This window comes from Lysinibacillus sp. FSL W8-0992, from assembly GCF_038008685.1.
Classification (GTDB): Bacteria; Bacillota; Bacilli; order Bacillales_A; family Planococcaceae; genus Lysinibacillus.
Genome location: NZ_JBBOZQ010000001.1, coordinates 4361695 through 4381258 on the forward strand (window position 1 = coordinate 4361695; position 19564 = coordinate 4381258).

19 protein-coding genes are annotated in these 19564 nt (G+C 37.5%); 5 read left to right on the forward strand and 14 right to left on the reverse strand.

What is annotated here, in order from left to right:
- The first annotated feature begins 25 nt into the window (after positions 1 to 25).
- A complete protein-coding gene (locus NSQ74_RS21765) occupies positions 26 to 1495 on the forward strand; it encodes an aminotransferase class I/II-fold pyridoxal phosphate-dependent enzyme (protein WP_340826057.1) in 1470 nt (489 codons plus the stop codon).
- A gap of 321 nt (positions 1496 to 1816) precedes the next feature.
- Here the strand turns inward: NSQ74_RS21765 and NSQ74_RS21770 are convergent, their stop codons facing one another.
- Positions 1817 to 2605, reverse strand: coding sequence for a helix-turn-helix domain-containing protein (locus NSQ74_RS21770; protein ID WP_340826061.1), 789 nt, complete (start codon positions 2603 to 2605; stop codon positions 1817 to 1819).
- Positions 2606 to 2795: 190 nt separating this feature from the next.
- On the opposite strand from NSQ74_RS21770, the gene NSQ74_RS21775 reads away from it, so the two are divergent.
- The gene (locus NSQ74_RS21775; protein WP_340826063.1) at positions 2796 to 3392 is read left to right on the forward strand and encodes a class I SAM-dependent methyltransferase; all 597 of its coding nucleotides are present in this window, start codon (positions 2796 to 2798) and stop codon (positions 3390 to 3392) included.
- Positions 3393 to 3459: 67 nt separating this feature from the next.
- Here the strand turns inward: NSQ74_RS21775 and NSQ74_RS21780 are convergent, their stop codons facing one another.
- The 7 genes from NSQ74_RS21780 to pdhA all read right to left on the reverse strand — a co-directional run bounded on the left by NSQ74_RS21780 (position 3460) and on the right by pdhA (position 10626).
- On the reverse strand, positions 3460 to 4137 hold the full coding sequence (locus tag NSQ74_RS21780; RefSeq protein WP_340826064.1) for an LrgB family protein: 678 nt from the start codon (positions 4135 to 4137) through the stop codon (positions 3460 to 3462).
- Entirely contained in the window at positions 4130 to 4573 is a 444-nt protein-coding gene (locus NSQ74_RS21785) for a CidA/LrgA family protein (protein ID WP_340826065.1), read from the reverse strand. Before NSQ74_RS21785 ends, NSQ74_RS21780 begins: the two co-directional genes overlap by 8 nt.
- Before the next feature lie 231 nt (positions 4574 to 4804).
- Positions 4805 to 5587 carry an SDR family NAD(P)-dependent oxidoreductase gene (locus tag NSQ74_RS21790; protein ID WP_340826066.1) on the reverse strand — a complete coding sequence of 261 codons (783 nt, stop codon included), beginning with the start codon at positions 5585 to 5587 and terminating at the stop codon, positions 4805 to 4807.
- 122 nt (positions 5588 to 5709) lie between these two features.
- Positions 5710 to 7125: a dihydrolipoyl dehydrogenase gene (gene lpdA, locus NSQ74_RS21795; protein ID WP_340826068.1), complete on the reverse strand. Its 1416-nt coding sequence runs from the start codon at positions 7123 to 7125 to the stop codon at positions 5710 to 5712.
- A gap of 4 nt (positions 7126 to 7129) precedes the next feature.
- On the reverse strand, positions 7130 to 8482 hold the full coding sequence (locus NSQ74_RS21800; protein WP_340826069.1) for a dihydrolipoamide acetyltransferase family protein: 1353 nt from the start codon (positions 8480 to 8482) through the stop codon (positions 7130 to 7132).
- Between the two features lie 47 nt (positions 8483 to 8529).
- Entirely contained in the window at positions 8530 to 9507 is a 978-nt protein-coding gene (locus tag NSQ74_RS21805; protein ID WP_173477915.1) for an alpha-ketoacid dehydrogenase subunit beta, read from the reverse strand.
- A 3-nt stretch (positions 9508 to 9510) separates the two neighbouring features.
- Positions 9511 to 10626: a pyruvate dehydrogenase (acetyl-transferring) E1 component subunit alpha gene (pdhA, locus tag NSQ74_RS21810; protein ID WP_340826071.1), complete on the reverse strand. Its 1116-nt coding sequence runs from the start codon at positions 10624 to 10626 to the stop codon at positions 9511 to 9513.
- A gap of 395 nt (positions 10627 to 11021) precedes the next feature.
- Here pdhA and def point away from each other — a divergent pair, with 395 nt between their 5' ends.
- Positions 11022 to 11579, forward strand: a complete 558-nt coding sequence (gene def, locus NSQ74_RS21815; RefSeq protein WP_340826072.1) for a peptide deformylase — start codon at positions 11022 to 11024, stop codon at positions 11577 to 11579.
- Positions 11580 to 11816: 237 nt separating this feature from the next.
- Here the strand turns inward: def and phnX are convergent, their stop codons facing one another.
- The 5 genes from phnX to NSQ74_RS21840 are packed head-to-tail and all read right to left on the reverse strand — an operon-like array spanning position 11817 to position 17066.
- Positions 11817 to 12605 carry a phosphonoacetaldehyde hydrolase gene (gene phnX / locus NSQ74_RS21820; protein ID WP_340826074.1) on the reverse strand — a complete coding sequence of 263 codons (789 nt, stop codon included), beginning with the start codon at positions 12603 to 12605 and terminating at the stop codon, positions 11817 to 11819.
- Positions 12595 to 13695, reverse strand: coding sequence for a 2-aminoethylphosphonate--pyruvate transaminase (gene phnW / locus NSQ74_RS21825; RefSeq protein WP_340826075.1), 1101 nt, complete (start codon positions 13693 to 13695; stop codon positions 12595 to 12597). The genes phnX and phnW overlap by 11 nt, the downstream gene beginning before the upstream one ends.
- A 14-nt stretch (positions 13696 to 13709) precedes the next feature.
- Complete coding sequence (locus tag NSQ74_RS21830; protein ID WP_340826077.1) at positions 13710 to 14693, reverse strand: extracellular solute-binding protein; 984 nt, start codon at positions 14691 to 14693, stop codon at positions 13710 to 13712.
- Positions 14693 to 16321, reverse strand: a complete 1629-nt coding sequence (locus tag NSQ74_RS21835) for an ABC transporter permease subunit (RefSeq protein ID WP_340826078.1) — start codon at positions 16319 to 16321, stop codon at positions 14693 to 14695. The genes NSQ74_RS21830 and NSQ74_RS21835 overlap by 1 nt, the downstream gene beginning before the upstream one ends.
- Positions 16314 to 17066 (reverse strand): ABC transporter ATP-binding protein, encoded by a 753-nt coding sequence (locus NSQ74_RS21840; RefSeq protein WP_340826080.1) that lies wholly within the window; start codon positions 17064 to 17066, stop codon positions 16314 to 16316. Before NSQ74_RS21840 ends, NSQ74_RS21835 begins: the two co-directional genes overlap by 8 nt.
- 147 nt (positions 17067 to 17213) lie before the next feature.
- Here NSQ74_RS21840 and NSQ74_RS21845 point away from each other — a divergent pair, with 147 nt between their 5' ends.
- Complete coding sequence (locus NSQ74_RS21845; protein ID WP_340826081.1) at positions 17214 to 17975, forward strand: DeoR/GlpR family DNA-binding transcription regulator; 762 nt, start codon at positions 17214 to 17216, stop codon at positions 17973 to 17975.
- Positions 17976 to 18145: 170 nt separating this feature from the next.
- Here NSQ74_RS21845 and NSQ74_RS21850 read toward each other — a convergent pair whose 3' ends face one another.
- On the reverse strand, positions 18146 to 18916 hold the full coding sequence (locus NSQ74_RS21850; protein WP_340826082.1) for a Cof-type HAD-IIB family hydrolase: 771 nt from the start codon (positions 18914 to 18916) through the stop codon (positions 18146 to 18148).
- 434 nt (positions 18917 to 19350) lie between these two features.
- Here NSQ74_RS21850 and NSQ74_RS21855 point away from each other — a divergent pair, with 434 nt between their 5' ends.
- Positions 19351 to 19560 carry a DNA-dependent RNA polymerase subunit epsilon gene (locus tag NSQ74_RS21855; protein WP_340826084.1) on the forward strand — a complete coding sequence of 70 codons (210 nt, stop codon included), beginning with the start codon at positions 19351 to 19353 and terminating at the stop codon, positions 19558 to 19560.
- Positions 19561 to 19564: the final 4 nt, after the last annotated feature.

The window sequence follows — 19564 nt, forward strand, 5'->3', positions numbered from 1 at the left end:
TTATAAAAGTGAGGTGGTACCTGCGTTGTCACAATTAGAGACTCCATTGTTCGACGTATTACTAAAACATCGGAACAGACATCCAATTCAGTTCCATATTCCAGGCCATAAGAAAGGGCACGGTATGGATCCTGCTTTCCGAGAATTCGTCGGCGACAACGTTTTATCAATCGATTTAATTAACATTGCTCCACTAGACGACTTACATTCACCAAAAGGTGCAATCAAGGATGCACAAGCACTTGCTGCAGAAGCTTTTGGTGCTGATCATACATTCTTTTCCGTACAAGGTACTAGTGGCGCCATTATGACGATGATCCTGACCGTCGTCGGTCCAGGTGATAAAATTCTAGTACCACGGAATGTTCATAAATCCATTATGTCAGCGATTGTTTTTGCTGGTGCCATTCCTATTTTTATTCATCCTGAAGTAGATAGCGAATATGGCATTTCTCATGGTATTTCAGCGGAAGCGGTTGAAAAGGCATTAAATGCTTATCCAGACGCTAAGGCTGTTCTAGTCATTAATCCAACATATTACGGCTTCTCAGCGGATTTAAAACGCATTGTCGAAATTGTCCATCGTCGTAATATACCAGTCGTTGTCGATGAAGCGCATGGGGTACACATTAAATTCCATGACGAGCTACCCTACTCTGCAATGGAGGCTGGCGCAGATATGGCTGCAACAAGCGTACATAAGCTTGGAGGCTCTATGACGCAAACTTCAATTTTAAATGTACGTGAGGGACTAGTTTCCGCAAAACGTGTACAAGCAGTCTTCTCGATGCTCACAACAACATCAACATCCTACCCATTACTTGCATCGCTTGACACAGCACGTCGTCAGCTAGCAATTCATGGCTATGATTTAATTGGTGATGCACTTCGTTTAGCAAAAGATGCACGTAAACGCATTAACCAAATTCCACATTTAAAATGTGCTGGTAAGGAAAAACTTCACTCATCAGCAACATTTGATATGGATCCATTGAAGCTATTAATTAGTGTAAAAGACTTAGGTATTTCAGGCCATCAAGCTGAGGAATGGCTTCGTCACAATGCGAATATCGAAGTGGAATTATCAGACTTATATAACATTTTATGTTTAGTGACATTAGCAGATACAAAAAAAGAAATTAATCTTCTTATTAATGCATTAAGTCGTATGTCAAAAGCTTTCGATTCAGAAGCTGCCATTACAGAAGCAGTAGTCAATGTACCTGAAATCCCAGCACTTGCAATGTCACCTCGTGATGCATTTTATGCAGATACAGAGGTAGTACCTCTTGCAGATGCGGATAATTGTATTTGCGCTGAATTCATAATGGTTTATCCACCTGGAATTCCAATTTTTATTCCCGGGGAAATAATTACGCAAGAAAATATTCATTACATTCAAATGAATATTGAAGCTGGTTTACCAGTTCAAGGACCAGAAGATACAACATTAAAAACGATTCGTGTTATTAAAGAACGCAGAGCGATTATTTAAAATAATTTAAAACTTCAAAGCTACCTCTTCTAAATACAGTCTTAAGTGTTGTTGATTTCAGTTACGTGCTACAGCTTTCCGCTCAGCACACTGTAAGCTGCAACTCTTGCTAGCGCGCGGTTTATGCGCACTAAGCAGGAGACGCCGCTCCCACTCCAATCAACGAGATAAAAGGTATCAAGTTAAATTTCTTGATACCTTTTGTCGACACTCTGACCCCTTGTAACTATAGAAGAGGTAGCTTTTTAATGTCTCATAGTATTCAGTTACCAGTTCTTCATAAATCCTAATTATGTTTACTAAACCTGTTCACTGTAATGGTTAGAAGTTATTTAATTTTTTTCTCAATTTATGCAGCACTGTATTACTTAAGCGTTGAATATGTTCCTTATTTTTCACCAGTATTCGATAAGAATCGATAATTGATAATATACGAATTAACATGTAAACACCAACTGCAATGAAAGCAATTAACAATGGATAATAAGGCATTAAAACTTCTGGTGCTACAAATTCTTTTTTTACTAATAAAAAGGAAATACCACCTGCTACAATTAAGCAAACTCCCACTACCATAATCACCGTATTTTTTTTCTTAACCTCTTCGTATCTTATGCTCAATTCTTTTAAATAATTTTGGTCAAATACTAATGCTTCTCTTTTAAGAATTGAATACCGATCTTCCTCTATAAAGCCCGCTGTAATCATTCCGATTCCAAGAACAACAATAATCGTAATGAGAATGGTATAAATTAATGGATCTTGTTTAAAAAGGAAATAAGGTATAGTGGATATGATAAGTAGACTAAAACCTATAGCGAAATATTTGGAAATTTTACGTTGAGATAATACATAACCTTCCGCCATTTCTTTACTTACATAATAACCATTGCTATCTTCATGGCTATGTTCAATAGTATCTTTTAGCAAGTAATCTATTGACACTTCGAAAACATTACCAAGCATTAAAAGTTTCTCTGTTTCAGGAAAACCTTGACCATTTTCCCACTTACTAATAGCTTGCCTAGTAGTATTTAATTTTTCAGCTAGTGCCTCTTGTGATAAACCTTTCTCTTTTCTTAATTTAAAAAGTTTTTCACTAAATGTCATATCTTGACTCCCCTTTCTGTTATTAATTAAATTTTATTAAAACAATTCTACTAATTCCATTTTTCAGGGAGTGCACTTTGTCAACTTCAAGTTGCAACTATGTTATTTGGCGCAATTTCTATATTACGAAGCGAAAAATTAGATTAAGTATTGGACATTACTTACAATATTTAAAAAGGGAGTGAATTGAATGAATACATGGGATGAACGTTTTAAAACGGCAGAATATGTTTATGGTGAACAACCAAATGCATTTATAGAAAACTATGTAGATTATTTAAAGGGGTATGTAAATGTAGCAGCCTATGCTGAAGGCGAAGGTAGAAATGCGGTTTTTTTAGCATCTAAAGGGCATACAGTAACTGCATTCGATTATGCTAAAAGCGGTCTTGAGAAAACGGCACAGCTAGCAAGAAAGCATTGTGTTACTGTTAATACTCAACTTGTAGATTTACTGCAAGATGAATTACCAATAGAAAAATTTGATGCCGCAGTCATGGTTTTTGGTCATTTTCCTGTAGAACAGCAGCATGCCGTTTTTAAACGTATAGTTCATTCTGTTAAACCTGGCGGCCGCATTATGATGGAATTATACTCCACATATCAACTACCATATGCCACAGGAGGCCCACAGAATTTAAATTTATTATATAATCCTATTTCTGTTCTTACTTGGTGTCAGCCCTATAAAATTATTCATTTCTTTACAGGCGAACAAACACGAAATGAAGGTAGCTTACACACTGGTCTAGCACATACCATTCAATTAATAATTGAAAAAGATTAGACAAGCTACATTTCGAAAAGACCCATCCCTTTACAAGCACACGTTATATCTTGTAAAGGGCCTTTTATTACATAAATAGATAAACAAAGAGCGGACATAGAAACGCTCCTATAATCGCTGTTAACCCCATAGAAAGCGAGCCAACTGATAATTCTTGTTCACCATACTCTCTAAGTTTAACAAGTCCTACACCATGCGAGGCGCTTCCTATCGCTACACCTCTACTAACAGCAGAATCAATTTTTCCATATTTGATAACTAACGGTCCAATAATAGCTCCAACAAAACCTGCAATCATAACAAAAACTGCTGTTAAAGGAGGAATTCCGCCAATCGTTTCACTTACTTGCATACCTACAGGTGTTGTTAAAGATTTAGGCAAGGCTGTTAGCATCCAACTATCCTTTACACCGATCCATTTTAACAATATAAAAATTGTAAGTAATCCGGTAACCATTGCTAGCATTATTCCCGAAAGAATGGAGTACTTATATTTCATAATAATGGCTCTTTGATTATAAAGTGGATATGCAAGTGCAACAACAGCTGGACCGAGCATTTTTTGAAGCCATTCCCCACCTACCATATAGGTTGAATACGGAATATTAAAGACAACTAAAATAACAGCACTGACAATAGTTGTTGTCACTAAAGGAATCATTATAGGATGTGGGAACCGTTGATAAAGCTTTGTAAATAAAACGAACAGCCCTATCGTACCAAGTACAACTATAAGTTCAATCAACAGATAATTCTCCCTTCCCGTCTTCAACATTTACTTCTTTTTCTTTCTTCGCTAATTCTCTTTTTTCAATCAGTTGGGTCAGCACTCCTGTTAAATAAATGGAAATTAGTGTACTGGCAATTACAGCTAAAATAATGAACAGACCTGTTGTGGACATTAATTCTGGATAATCAATAATACCAACCGTTGCTGGAATAAAAAACAATGTTAAAACGCCAATTAAAAAACCAGCACCATCTTGAATGTATTCTACTTTAATTATTTTAAAATTGAGTAAAAGTGCTAATAACAGTAATCCAATTACACTTCCAGGAAGCGGAATATGCAAGTACGAAACAATGCCCACACCAATATAATAAAAAATATTGAGAATCCCAATTTGAACAATAATACGGACAGCACGCATTAATATCATAGTAAATTTTTCGTTCAACATTTCGCCTCTTTTCACCCCCTATTACGCTTATTCTACAACTGCAGGAATTTTCTGTCTATTATAATTTTAGAAAAACAATAGAAAAAGGAGTCAACCTAAAACTTAATAGGTTGCTCCTTTTCATTCAATATCGTCTTAATAGCACAGTTTTTTCTGCATTTTTATGTTACTTAATGGGATGAAAAACGTAAATATGTTAGAGCATTTTGCTTATCGGTATTTGTCGTTAAACTATAAGGCGTGTCCTGAACCGCCGTCTATATTAACAGCAGTACCTGTCACATAACTCGCTGCATCTGATACTAAAAAAGTAATGACATTGGCAGCTTCTTGTGTTTCCCCTACGCGGCCAAGTGGTATCGTTTGACCGACTTTTTGCGAATAGTCTTCCCAAGTTAACTCTGATGCTTCTTTTTTCCATAGCTTCTCAATTTGATCACTTCGAATTAAGCCAATACACACTGAATTCACACGGATATTATCTTTCCCTAAGTCCTTGCTCATCGCTTTCGTTAAAGCTAGTCCAGCTGCACGGCTAACTGTTGTAGGAAGTGAACTTGCTGGTGGCGTTTTAGCCATAACTGCCGTTACATTAACAATTGCTCCACCGCCAACCTTTCGCATATGTGGAACTGCATATTTGGAACAATTAATAGCACCAAATACTTTTAAGTCAATATCAGATTGCCACACTTCACTGCTAACCGTTTCAAATGGATGTGCTGACGCTGTACCTGCATTATTAATAACAATATCAATACGCCCAAAATGCTCTATTGTACGCTCTATTAGTCTCTTACAATCTTTCTCCTTTGTGATATCCGTTGGAACAAATAACACATCTTCGCCCGTTTCGTTTTTAATGCATCCAGCGGCCACTTGTAGCTGTTTTTCGCCACGTGCACTTATAACTACCTTCGCGCCTTCTTTCACTAGCTGCATCGCCGTATAATAGCCTATACCTTTACTTGACCCAGTAATAATCGCCACTTTTCCTTTTAAGCCTAATTCCATTTCGTCCCACCCCTATTTTTTCGAATAGTCATTCAATAGTTTTACTGTATCAAAATTAGTAGAATTATACAAAAAAACGACTATAAAGCGCATACGCTTTATAGTCGTGTATCTGTGTTAAATTATTTTTTTGCTACAATATGGATTGGGTTGCCTAGTAATACTTCAGCAGCTTCCATCGTAATTTCACCTAATGTTGGGTGAGCATGAATTGTTAACGCGATATCTTCAGCAGTCATGCCGCCTTCGATTGCTAAGCCCATTTCAGCGATCATATCAGATGCACCTGCACCTACGATTTGAGCACCGATTAATAAGCCATCTTCTTTACGCGCAACTAGTTTCACAAAACCTTCTGTTTGGTTCAATGCAAGAGCACGACCATTTGCTGCGAATGGGAATTTTGCTGCAGTATATTCAATACCTTCAGCTTTAGCTTGATCTTCGTTATAGCCCACTGTCGCCATTTCTGGATCAGTGAAGCATACAGCAGGAACAGCTAAATAATCTACGATTGATTTCTCGCCAGCGATTGCTTCAGCAGCAACTTTACCTTCATAAGAAGCTTTATGTGCAAGCTGTGGACCCGCTACGATGTCACCAATTGCATAGATGTTTGGAATGTTTGTACGGCATTGTTTGTCAACATTAATTAGACCACGTTCGCCGAATTCAATTCCAACACCTTCAAGACCCATTTCATCTGTATTTGGACGACGACCAACAGTTACTAATACGTAATCAGCTTCGACTTTTTTCTCTTCTCCGCCAACTTCATATGTTACAACTACGCCGTTTTCTGTTTCTTCAACGCCTTTTGCAGATGCGTTTACTTCAATTTCAACGCCTTTCTTTTTAAGGCCTTTTTTCACGATTTGTGTCATTTGTTTTTCGAAACCAGCTAAAATGTCTTTGCCGCCTTCGATAATTGTTACTTGTGAACCTAGGTTTGCATAAGCTGAGCCTAGTTCTGTTCCGATGTAGCCTCCGCCGATAACAACTAATTTACCAGGTACTTCTTGTAAAGAAAGTGCGCCAGTAGAGTTTAGGACACGATCAGAGAATTTAAAAGTTGGAATTTCAACTGGACGAGAACCTGTTGCGATAATCACATTGTTAAATGTGTAAGTTTGAGCAGATTCACCATTGATGATACGCACTGAATTAGCGTCAACGAAATATGCTTCACCTTGTACAATTTCAACTTTATTACCTTTAAGTAAGCCTTCAACACCGCCAGTTAATTTTTTAACAACGCTGTCTTTAAAAGCTTGTGCTTTTGAAAAGTCTAGTTTCACATCAGAAGCGATGATACCCATGTCATCTGAATGTTTAGCATGCTCAAAGCGGTGACCAACTGAAATTAACGCTTTTGATGGAATACAACCTACGTTTAAGCACACACCACCAAGTACATTTTTTTCAACGATTGTTACTTTTTGGCCAGTTTGAGCTGCACGAATTGCTGCTACATATCCTCCAGGACCTGAACCAATGACAAGAGTATCTGTTTCGATTGGGAAATCTCCTACTACCATTTTGTTACGCCTCCATTAATAATAATTCTGGCTCACTTAACAAACGCTTTAAGTGATTTAAAGCATTTTGCGCAGTGGCTCCATCGATCATGCGATGATCAAAGCTCAATGATAATGCTAACACAGGTGCAGCTACAATTTCACCATTTTTTATTACAGGTTTTTCTGCAATTCGACCAATACCTAAAATAGCTACTTCAGGGTGGTTAATTACTGGAGTAAACCATTGACCACCTGCAGAACCGATATTCGTAATAGACATTGATGCACCTTTCATTTCATGTGGTGCAAGTTTACCATCACGTGCTTTTGTTGCTAAGTCATTAATTTCATTTGAAACCGCAAATACCGATTTGCGATCAGCATGCTTAATAACTGGAACTAGCAAGCCTTTTTCAGTATCCGCCGCAATACCAATATTGTAGTAATGCTTTTGAACGATTTCTTGTGTTGCATCATCTAATGAGCGGTTAAATTCTGGGAATTCACGTAAAGTTGAAATAAGTGCTTTCACTACGTATGGTAAATACGTCAATTTCACACCTTTTTCAGCTGCGATATCTTTGAATTTTTTGCGATGTGCTACAAGAGCTGTTACATCAACTTCATCCATTAGTGTAACGTGTGGTGCAGTTTGTTTTGAATGCACCATTGCTTTAGCAATTGCTTTACGAATGCCAGACATTTTTTCACGTGTTTCTGGGAAGTCGCCTTCAAGAACAACAGGTGCAGCTGGTGCAGTTTCTTGTTGAGCAACTGCTTCCTCATTTGCAACTGGAGCTTCAGCTTCTTCAGACTGTACTGCTCCACCACCATTTAAGAAATTCTCAATATCTTCTTTTAAAATACGACCATTTTTGCCAGTACCCGATACTTCATGAATATTAACATCATTGTCTCGAGCAAATTTGCGAACTGAAGGCATAGCGATGATGCGTTTCGTACTATCAGTTGTTTCTTGCTTTACTGCTACCTCCGCTGTTGCTGAAGCTTTTGGAGCTTCTTCCTTAGCAGCAGGCGCTTTTGCTACATCTTGACCAGCTTCAGCAGTTGACTGCACTTGTGCCTCTGTCTTCGCTTCCGCATGATCGTCACCTTTTAGCTTCAAATCTTCATAACCAGGAGCATCTAAACGAATTAATACATCGCCAACAACAGCAACTGTACCTTCTGCTACTAATATTTCCTCTACTTTGCCTTCAACAGGTGAAGGAATTTCTACGACTGCTTTATCATTTTGTACTTCACAAAGGATATCGTCTTCTTTTACTGTATCCCCAGCTTTAACGAACCATTTTACAATTTCGCCTTCGTGAATACCCTCGCCAATATCCGGTAATCTGAATTCAAATGCCATGTGTACCCATCCTTTCTCTTTGCTCTTCTTCAAATATGCAAGTTACATTAGAATGTTAAAACTTTTTTCGCTGTTTCCATTACATCTTTAAAATTCGGTAACCAAACACCTTCAGCTTGTGGGAATGGGTACACTGTATCCGGTGCTGCTACACGAAGAACAGGAGCTTCTAAGCTCAAAATTGCACGTTCTGTAATTTCAGCGACAACATTCGCAGCAATACCTGCTTGTTTTTGTGCCTCTTGAACAACGATTGCTCGGCCTGTTTTCTCAACTGACGCAATGATTGTTTCAATATCAATTGGTTGAATTGTACGTAAATCAATAACTTCTACAGAATGTCCTTCTTTTTCTAGTTCTTCTGCAGCCTTTAAGCTTTCGTGTACCATTAAGCCATATGCAACAATTGTTAAATCTTTACCTTCACGTTTTACATCAGCCTTACCTAGTGGAATTTCGTATGCTTCCTCAGGTACTTCTTCACGGAATGAGCGATATAATTTTAAATGCTCTAAGAAAATAACTGGATTATCATTTCGAATAGAAGAAATAAGTAAACCTTTAGCATCGTAAGGTGTTGATGGTACAACTACTGTTAAACCTGGTTGAGCTGTCATTAAACTCTCTAAGCTGTCAGAGTGCATTTCTGGTGTATGCACACCGCCGCCGAATGGAGAACGAATTGTTACAGGTGCATTATACACACCACCGCTACGGTAGCTTAAACGTGCTAATTGCCCACTGATAGAATCCATTACTTCATATACGAAACCGAAAAATTGAATTTCTGGAACTGGACGGAAACCTTGAAGAGAAAGACCGATCGCTAACCCACCGATACCTGACTCTGCTAATGGTGTATCAAATACACGGTCAACACCAAATTCTTTTTGTAGGCCTTCAGTTGCTCGGAAAACCCCACCGTTGACGCCTATATCTTCTCCGAATAAAAGAACATTTTCATCATTCTTTAATTCTGTGCGAAGAGCATCTGTAATTGCTTGAATCATCGTCATTTGTGCCATAGGTTATTTCGACTCCTTCTCTTTGTAGATTTCATACTGTTCTTTTAAATTAGATGGCATTTCGCCTTTATACATATTTTCCATTAACTCTGTAACTTTTTGTTTAGGTGCAGCATCAGCTTTTTTGATTGCGTCTTTAATTTCTTCTTTCGCGCGCTCGATAACAGCCTCTTCTTTTTTCTCATCCCATAAACCTTTACCCTCTAAGTATTTACGGAAACGAACTAGAGGATCTTTTTGAGCCCATTCGTTATCTGTATCTGATGTACGGTAACGTGTTGGATCATCCCCAGCCATAGTATGTGGGCCATAACGGTAACACATTGTTTCAATGAAAGTTGGACCTTCACCATTAATTGCGCGTTCACGTGCATCACGAGTTGCAACATAAACTGCAAGCGCATCCATACCATCAACTAAAACACTTGGAATACCTGCTGCAATACCTTTTTGTGCAATTGTTTTTGCAGCTGTTTGTAATTCACGTGGTGTTGAAATCGCGAATTGGTTATTTTGTACGATGAAAATTGCAGGCGCTTTAAATGCACCAGCAAAGTTTAAACCTTCGTAGAAATCGCCTTGTGATGAACCACCATCACCTGTATAAGTAATTGCTACTGCTTTTTTACCTCGTTTTTTAATACCAAGTGCCACCCCAGCAGCTTGGATATATTGAGCACCAATAATGATTTGTGGAGCTAGTACGTTTACGCCTTCAGGAACTTGATTCCCTAAGAAGTGACCACGTGAGAATAAAAATGCTTTATCTAACGGTAAACCATGCCACACTATTTGTGGTACATCACGGTAACCCGGTAAAATCCAATCTTCTTTTTCTAATGCAAAATGAGAAGCAAGTTGTGATGCTTCCTGACCTGCTGTTGGTGCATAGAAGCCTAAGCGACCTTGACGGTTAAGAGAAATGGAACGTTGATCTAAAATACGTGTATATACCATACGCGTCATTAACTCAACTAACTCTTCATCTGATAATTTCGGATCTGCCTCTTCATTTATAATTTCGCCTTCTTCGTTCAAAATTTGAAACATTTCAAACTTTTCTTCGATTTCAGTTAGCGTTTGTTTTGGATCAAAAATATTATTGTTTTTCTTGCTCATTTGTCACATCTCCCTTTCAACTGTATTAAAATAAATCACTTTTAAACTAGTACAACTTATTCTTAGCACTCAGTATACTGAATAAAATACTGTCGGTCAATCATATATTACGCCTAATACCAAAGAATTTTTCTACAAAAACGATTATTACAGACTGTCCTATACTGTGTTACTAACCTCAAAAATCTGTATTACAACAACATTCATCAAGCGCACAAACATTACGTTTCAATACATAATTACCAATAGTAGAATACCCCAGTTCTCTATAATCTAATAGCAACATAAAATATTTTTAAGCTTATTCAAATAAAGTCTTTTTTCATGTGCATGTTTTGATAGGTGATGTATACTTATAAGTAAGGTAATACAAAGATTGAAAGGAAGATTTACTCATGATTTTAATGGATGATATTATTCGCGAAGGCCATCCGACTCTCCGCACAAAAACAGAGGAAGTTCTATTCCCTTTAACTGATGAAATAAAACAGCTTGCTACAGATATGCTTCAATTTTTAATTAACAGCCAAGATCCTGAAATAGCTGATAAGTATGATTTGCGTAGTGGCATCGGTTTAGCTGCTAATCAAGTAAACAGCCTACATCGAATGTTCGCTCTTCATTTGAAAGACGAAAACGGCGAACAACTTAGCTTTGTTGCTATCAATCCTAAAATTGTTAGCCACTCTGTTGAAAATACCTACCTGCCAACGGGCGAAGGCTGCTTATCTGTTGATCGTAATGTACCTGGTTACGTGCCTCGTCATGCACGCATTACAGTGAAATTTAAAACAATCGACGGTGAAGAGAAAAAAATGCGCCTATCAGGCTTACCAGCTATTGCATTCCAGCACGAATTAGACCATTTAAATGGCGTCATGTTTTATGATCGTATCAATGAAAAAAATCCGTTTGCTGAAATTCCAAACGCTGTACCGTACGAACGCGACTAAGACAAGCTAGTGGCTATTGGTTGATGTCCGCTACGGCGGACGCTTTCCGCGGGCACACCGTAAGCCGCAACCCTCGCTAACGCGCGGGATTGTTGCGTCTTACATTGTGTGCTGTTCCCGCAGGAGTCGCCGCCTCCGCTACCATCAACTATTGCTCTCTGCAAAGTTTTATTTATTGCAAAAAGTGTTAGATTGATGACAGTCAATCTAACACTTTTTCGCTTTAAGAGCTTTATTTTAAACTAATCGTGCATTAATTGTTTCAATTAGTGCAGGCAGTTCTTGCATTGTTTGAATGGTATAATGCGCACCTGCTTGTTCAAAAACAGCTTTTGTTCTTTCGATAGCATCCGCTCGCTCTTCAGCAGATAAACGCATAAACTCCTGTTCTGTTAAACCCATTTCTGAACTACCGATGATGACACCTACAGCCCAAACCCCTGCATTTAATGCCTCTTGCATATCCGAAGTAGTATCCCCTACTTTTACTACTTTTTTCGTTGCTTGAATGCCAAGTTCCTCGATATTTCTAAAAATCATATAAGGATACGGACGCCCTTTATCTCCTACATCAGTTGGTGTCACTAAATAATCAGGCTTATATCCTTTTTCCGCAGCGTGATGCGTCACTACTTCCATCATTGATTTCGTATAGCCTGTTGTAGAGCCGATACTTATGCCTGCCTGTTTTAAATGATTAACCGTTTCTATTACATGTGGGATTGGATCGGTGTACATAGCTAGTGATTCCATTAACTTCGTTTCAAACTGTGAATATAACGCTTGTACATCTTGTTCTGTATATGCTCGTCCATACACTTGTTCCCAAGCCTCACTTATTCTAGTCATTTCAAGCATTGTTCGAATATGATCAATTTTTAACATTCCCATAGGTTTACGCGCTTCTTCCAGCGTCACCGTTACACCTGCATCTTCAAAAATTGTAAGAAATACATTTACTGGAGCAAAACATCCGAAGTCAACCGCCGTACCTGCCCAATCTAAAATTACCGCTTCAATTTTCATTATTTTTCACCGCCATATAGTTTTCAATAACATTGCATAATGTATTAATATCTTCCTCGTGAACATCCCCTATATTCCCAATTCGGAATGTATCGAATTCAGTTAATTTCCCTGGATAAATAACAAAGCCAGCTTTTTTCATCTCATGATAGAAATGATCGAAAGAAAATGCTTCATATGGATATAAAAACGTTGTAATAATAGGTGATTGAACTTCCTCAGAAATATAAGCCTTAAATCCACATTGCGACAATCTTTCACGCAGCATTAGATTGTTTTTAGCATAGCGTTTGTAGCGCGCCTCAATTCCACCTTCTTCAGCTAGTTCCTCAAGTGCCTTGGCAAAAGCTGCTACAACATGTGTCGGTGATGTAAAACGCCATTTCCCATCTACTTTCATCACTTCCCATTGATTGTATAAATCCAATGCAACGCTTTTGGCCGTTCCTTTACATTTTTCTAACGCTTCAATTTTCGCGATGACAAAACCAAAACCAGGAACGCCTTGAATACATTTGTTAGCACTACTAATTAAAAAGTCAATTTGACCGTTTGACAAATCCATCGGCACACCACCAAAGCTACTCATCGCATCTACAATAAATGTTTTATTGAACGAATGAACGACTTCTCCTATTTCATCAATGGGATTTAATATCCCTGTTGTCGTCTCACAATGTACAACAGCGACATGTGTAATAGCAGCATCATTTTCTAGTATATTTCGCACCTCTAACGGTGATGGTTGTTCATTATACGGGACACTATAAACGATATGCTGTAACTGAAGTACTTTCGCCATTTCGACTATCCGTTCCCCATAAGCACCATTTGTTAAAATAAGAACTTTATCTGCATCACCGATAGTAGTTGTTAGTACAGACTCAACAACGAAGCTACCACTTCCTTGCATTAGTACTGCTGAATAATTTGTTTCATCTACTTGCGCTAGTTCTACTAACTTTTTACGTATTGTTTGTGTAACTTGCTTATAGTCGTCATCCCATGTACAGCGATCCATTAGCATCTCCTTTTTTACTGCATCTGTTGTTGTTAATGGACCTGGTGTTAATAATTTGTAGTTATTCATGTCGTTATGCCCCTTTATTGTTGTGCTTCTTTAAAGAATGCTTGATGTTTTTCTAATAAATCGACAGTTAAAGTTGTATCCCACTTTTTCAAATACTGTGGTACATATTCATCATCTACTTGCTCACCTTCGTAAAGCGCTACCGGGTATTGTTTCAACAAATCTGCTCGTGCCTCTGTCGCTATTACCTTTGCCATTTCAATTGCCAACGCTTCATCGCCCTCTTTATCTACAACAGCAACAGATTCTGTTAACGTAAAGTTGCCTTCAGTAGGGTCAATATAATCAATTGGTAAGCCTTCATTTTTTGCATCAATTGCTTGAATCCGTAACCCAAACCCAGCTGCCACTTCACCTGTTTTTACCTTCTTAATAGGACCAGAGCCAGAGCTTTCAATATGAGGACCTGCGTTTTTAATTAAATCCGCTAATACTTGTTTCCCTTCTTTTTCTCCGTATTCATTCATAATCGCTTGTACTAATAACCAACCTGTAGATGAGTCTAGAATATTAGGAAATGAAACTAAATCTTTAAATTCAGGGTTCGTTAAATCCTTTATTGTTTTCGGGACAGGTAGTCCTTTTTGTGCCAATAAATCTGTATTAATAAAAATTGATCCTACATTCCCTAAAATCGGAAGTGCATAGGTTGATCCACCATCCTTTGGCTTTAAGTCAGAGGGTAGGTCAACAAACATGGATTTAGATGTTTGAGCACTTTCTATAAAATACGAAGCCATCGTTACAACATCCGCTTCAATATCAGTACCTTCTGCCATCATTTTTCCACCTAATTCAGATGTCCCAAAAGATTGGATGATATACTTGCCTTCATAGCCTTCCTTATCTAATGTCGCTTGCATTACCTCAATTGCTTCATCATCTGCATTCGAATAAATGATTACTTGTTTGTTTGCATCAGCCTCTGCACTACCACATGCAGCTAATACAATTGCAGAACTAACAGTACCTAACATCATGATTGTTGACTTTTTCATCATTCCATCTCCTTAACCTTTTCTTTAGTTGTTGTTATATAATCACAACCTAATTTCACAATGAGGTTTGTGCATAAAATAAAAATGGAGAGAACAAAAATATCTGTATACTTCGCAAAATGCTGAAGTTCTTTTATGCGCGTGGAGACAAGCATTGTTTTCGTACTGACAAGGAAAATTACCCCACTAACAGTCACCATGGCATTTAAAAAATAGTAGCTAAACATTTGAAAAATAGTAGGACGGATATTTGGTAAAATAACGCGTACCACTGTTTGAATCCAGGAGTCTTTTAGCAATTCCCCCGTTACTTCCCATGTAGGGTCCATTTTTTGCAAAGAGTTTTTCGCCATCAAATACGGTGTTGTAAAAAAATGAACGACAGTATAGGCAATAATAATGAAGAAGGTCCCCTTTAACGAACTTCCATTAAAGAAAAATAAATAAGAAAGACCAAGAACCATCCCAGGCACGGTGTTCGTAACCATTGACATAATATCTATCGTTTTCCTGCCTTTCAGTGGCGTTCTGACGTTTAGAAGCGCTGAGACAAATGCTATACAAACACCTAAAACGGCTGTAAAGAAAGCAACGATGAGTGAATTCAAATAAACTCTAGTTAAGTTTTTTTCTGCTAAAACATTTCGTATATGTTCCAATGTGAAGCTAAAGTCATATGGATACCCTTTTGTAAATGGCACGATGAACATTGTCGAGAAGATGATAAAAATCGAACTCACACATAGTAATGAAAGCACTGTAAATGTACTATCGCGCAGACGATGTACTACTAGCTCACTTTGACTAGCATGCTTGTATTGAAAATTAAATCGATCTAGCAAACTTAGTATCACGATCCCAAGTACAGCAGGCACAAGCATCAATACAGAAATTACCGATCCTTGCTCAAATCGCACGATAGAGCCAAGCATTGCTTGATAAAGCTCTGTAGCGATCACTTTATAACTTCCACCTACCGACGCTGGTATTCCAAAGTCGGTAAAGCTTAAAATAAACGTTAATATAAAAGCTCCACCAATTGTTCCTAGCATTGGACGAAGTACGGTATGGTAAAATCGACGTGACGGTCTATCATGCATCAGCATGGAAACGAGCAAAAACCGTTTATCAATGTATTGCATCGAATTTTGCATTAAAATAAAGGCAACAGGTAATGTGTAAAGTACATATCCAATTAACAATCCATTAAATCCATAAATAGTCACTATAGGCTGACCTACTAATTTTGTAATAATGCCTTGATTGCCAAATGTATAAATCAGTACAAAACCATAGGTGATTGTCGGCAACAACATCGGCAATGTTATTCCTACATGCACAAGTTTTTTTACATGCCGATTCATCATCGTAAAATGTAATGCATAAGCCAATGCAAACGCTAAACAAGTCGTGATAATAGCAGCTACAAATGACACTTGAAAACTATTGAGAAACGCTTCACGAATTTCAACACTCTGTAATGCTTCTACATAGTTTTGTAACGTTATGCTATTGCCTTTTTTCAAGGACTGCCAAAACATATAAAGCAAAGGCACAATTAAAAAGAAGAGAAAAAAGAAGGCAACAGGGATAAACAAAATTTTCACCATTTTATTAGTTTTAAGCATAGGATTCTCCAAACAGTTGGTAAATGTTATGACGTTTAATGTGAAGTTGCCTTAAGATAAAGTCTTCGATAAATTGATTTTTTGGTGTTTTTAATATTTCATGAGGTGTACCATATTGTGAAACAGTGCCCTCATTAATAATTAGTACTTTATCTGATAACGTAAGCGCCTCTTCAGGATCATGGGTCACGATAATTGTCGTTAGATTAAATTGCCGTGCAATCGACTTAATGCGCTCTTTAATCGATTCCTTGATTACCCCGTCAAGCGCACTTAATGGTTCATCTAGTAATAATATTTTCGGTTGCATCACGAGTGTTCTAGCAATTGATACACGTTGTTTCTGCCCACCTGATAATTCGTGAATCTTCTTATGTAAATGTGGGGCTAGTTCTAAAAAATCAACATACTCTTGTATCTCATTTTTTGTCATTTGCTGTTTTTTATTTTTTAAGCCATATACGATATTGTCGTAAGCATTTAAATGTGGGAATAACGCGAAATCTTGGAAAACGATATTAAATCCCCGTTCCTGCATGGATTGTTTCGATATATCTTGTCCATTGTAAAAAAGTTGCCCATTCGTTTGCTCTGTAAGACCTAGAACAATGTTGAGTAATGTTGTTTTGCCACAACCACTCGGCCCCAATAAAGAAACTATTTCGCCAGAGCCAATTGTTAAATTTATATCTTTTAAAACTTTTTTATTTTTATAGCTTTTTGAAATATTTCTTAGTTCCAACAAATCGCTCACTCCTTTTGAGTTGTTACTCACAGTATAGTGGCAATTTGTAAAGGGAAATAACATGTTTGTGTAAATGTTGAGTAAATTCTGACCAACTGTTGACAAAGTCATTACTACTTTGAGTAAATAACAAATAGAGGTGATTAAATGTATACATTAGAAAGGCAGCAACATATTTTGCAATACGTGCGCAATAACAAGGTAGTGAAATTAGTTACCTTGACAAAAGAATTTAATGTATCAATGGAAACTATCCGAAGAGATATTCAATTACTTGTACAAGAGAAGAAAATCGAGAAGTTTTATGGGGGCGTAAAATATATTGAACCTGTCGAAGGGCTAATGGACAATCGATTGACGCAACAACTAACAGAAAAAATCGCTATCGCAAAAGCTTGCGCATCTTTAGTAGATGATGGTGACTGCATATTTATTGATAGTGGTACAACAACCTATCAGATGACGCCATTCCTTTTAGGAAAGGAAAAACTAACAGTTGTTACGAATTCTCTACCTGTGGCATTTGATTTAATCGGCTCTAATATTGAAGTAATGATTATCGGCGGAAAGATACGTCATTCAGAAAAGTCGGTCACTTCTAATGATTTCCTTTTCCGATTCGAGCATCTAAATATTAATAAGGCGTTTATATGCGCAAGTGGCGTAACGCTTGAAAAAGGAATATCCGATTTCAGTCTAGAAGAGGCGATGACGAGGAAACAGCTCATTAATATATCACAAACGGTTTATGTTGCAACGGATTCTTCTAAATTTAATAAAGATGTAGCGATTCAAGTGTGCCCGTTAAATCAGGTCGACAAGATTATTACCGATAACAAGCTCTCTAAAGATATGCTAAAGCAGTATAATGAGGCAGGAATTAAGCTGGAGATTGTTGAAGTTGGGTAAAATTCAGAATTGTTTGAGTGCCTGACACTCTAACAGGCACGACGTAAGCCGCAACCCTCGCTAACACAAAGGTTGTTGCGACTTACGTTACGTGCGTTCCCGCAGGAGTCTTATTGGATTTTTAAATATATTTTACGGGTAAAATTCAGAATTGTTTGGGTGCCTGGCACTTATATAATTCTCAGATAACGCATTGCTTTTGCAAGACCGTCCGCATCTACATGATCTGTAATATGTGAGGCAACTGCCTTTACTCTTTCATGGCCATTCCCCATCGCTATGCTCGTACCAACAGCCTCTAACATTTCAATATCATTAATACCATCACCAAAAGCAATTGCATCATCTAATGTTAGACCCATTTTTGTGAGCACTTTTTCGATTCCTGCAGCCTTCGAGCCTCCTTTAGGCAAAATATCACAAGAATATTGATGCCAACGCACAAACTGAACATTTGGAAAAGCTTCGTAATACAAATGTTCATCTTTCTCTTCCATAAAGATCAGTGTTTGATAAACATCGTTCTGCATATAATAAGATGAGTCTAGTTCTGGATATGGGTATTTTAAAGTATCGAGACTTTCGGATACCATGTTATGCCCTCCAACTGACGCAATCATGCGCTTGTCGTCTAAAAAAACAACTGGTTCGTTTCGCGCTTCACCAAAGGCAATAATTTTCGCTAACTCATCTTTTTCAACGCCATTTGTATAGACAACCTCGCCACGATAAACAACGTATTGTCCATTGAAGGTCACATACGTATTAATATCAAGCTCTTTTAACAATGAGTGAATCATAAAAGGTGCACGTCCAGTGGCAATTGCAATCTCATAGCCTTTACGACGTGCTTCTAATAACGCTTCCTTTGCTGAAGCTGGCAATATTTTTTCACTGTTATAAAGTGTTCCATCTACATCAAAAAATAAAATTTTATTCATTTTATAATTCCTTTCTTTTTGTTGTTGCAAAGGCAAAATACTTTACACAGGTATCGTTTTTAATTATAATGATCCTAAGGAGTGATGTGCCATGCTGAAGAAACTAAAGCAAAAATTGTTGAAGCAACTTCGCGGCGTACTCGGAAAAAAATCAATTGCCTAACATTTGCCCTTCATTATTTGAAGGGCTTTTCTTTATTTTAAAGTAGCCGCGTGATAATATAAAGGAAATGCATTTATTTGTCTATGCGCAACCACTGTCTCATTGCCTTTATGAAAAGTGCAAGATTAAAGTATTGAGATACAAGAAATTCAAACGCTCATTTCTTTATTAGTTTGAAGTATACTAGAAATTCGCGGTTTTTTCTTGTAGTACGTGTGTGGAAATAGCCAAATCTGCAATAATAATGTACGCAATTAAAGGAGAGCAAACTATGATTTACAAAGTTTATTATCAAGAAAAAGCAAATGAGATTCCAGTTCGCGAAAACACTAAAAGTCTATACCTTGAAGCTGCTTCAGAACGTGAAGTACGTCAAAAGTTACAAGACCGTCATTACAACATTGAGTTCATTCAACTGCTTGAAGGTAACTATTTAGACTACGAACAAGCAAGTCCGAACTTCATCTTGGAGGAAATTTAACAAA

Excerpts from the sequence above, each read along its gene's own strand:
- NSQ74_RS21770 (WP_340826061.1), bottom strand. The coding sequence starts at position 2,605 with ATGACATTTAGTGAAAAACTTTTTAAATTAAGAAAAGAGAAAGGTTTA.
- NSQ74_RS21775 (WP_340826063.1), top strand. The coding sequence starts at position 2,796 with ATGAATACATGGGATGAACGTTTTAAAACGGCAGAATATGTTTATGGT.
- NSQ74_RS21785 (WP_340826065.1), bottom strand. The coding sequence starts at position 4,573 with ATGTTGAACGAAAAATTTACTATGATATTAATGCGTGCTGTCCGTATT.
- NSQ74_RS21790 (WP_340826066.1), bottom strand. The coding sequence starts at position 5,587 with ATGGAATTAGGCTTAAAAGGAAAAGTGGCGATTATTACTGGGTCAAGT.
- lpdA (WP_340826068.1), bottom strand. The coding sequence starts at position 7,125 with ATGGTAGTAGGAGATTTCCCAATCGAAACAGATACTCTTGTCATTGGT.
- NSQ74_RS21800 (WP_340826069.1), bottom strand. The coding sequence starts at position 8,482 with ATGGCATTTGAATTCAGATTACCGGATATTGGCGAGGGTATTCACGAA.
- NSQ74_RS21805 (WP_173477915.1), bottom strand. The coding sequence starts at position 9,507 with ATGGCACAAATGACGATGATTCAAGCAATTACAGATGCTCTTCGCACA.
- pdhA (WP_340826071.1), bottom strand. The coding sequence starts at position 10,626 with ATGAGCAAGAAAAACAATAATATTTTTGATCCAAAACAAACGCTAACT.
- def (WP_340826072.1), top strand. The coding sequence starts at position 11,022 with ATGATTTTAATGGATGATATTATTCGCGAAGGCCATCCGACTCTCCGC.
- phnX (WP_340826074.1), bottom strand. The coding sequence starts at position 12,605 with ATGAAAATTGAAGCGGTAATTTTAGATTGGGCAGGTACGGCGGTTGAC.
- phnW (WP_340826075.1), bottom strand. The coding sequence starts at position 13,695 with ATGAATAACTACAAATTATTAACACCAGGTCCATTAACAACAACAGAT.
- NSQ74_RS21830 (WP_340826077.1), bottom strand. The coding sequence starts at position 14,693 with ATGAAAAAGTCAACAATCATGATGTTAGGTACTGTTAGTTCTGCAATT.
- NSQ74_RS21835 (WP_340826078.1), bottom strand. The coding sequence starts at position 16,321 with ATGCTTAAAACTAATAAAATGGTGAAAATTTTGTTTATCCCTGTTGCC.
- NSQ74_RS21845 (WP_340826081.1), top strand. The coding sequence starts at position 17,214 with ATGTATACATTAGAAAGGCAGCAACATATTTTGCAATACGTGCGCAAT.
- NSQ74_RS21850 (WP_340826082.1), bottom strand. The coding sequence starts at position 18,916 with ATGAATAAAATTTTATTTTTTGATGTAGATGGAACACTTTATAACAGT.
- NSQ74_RS21855 (WP_340826084.1), top strand. The coding sequence starts at position 19,351 with ATGATTTACAAAGTTTATTATCAAGAAAAAGCAAATGAGATTCCAGTT.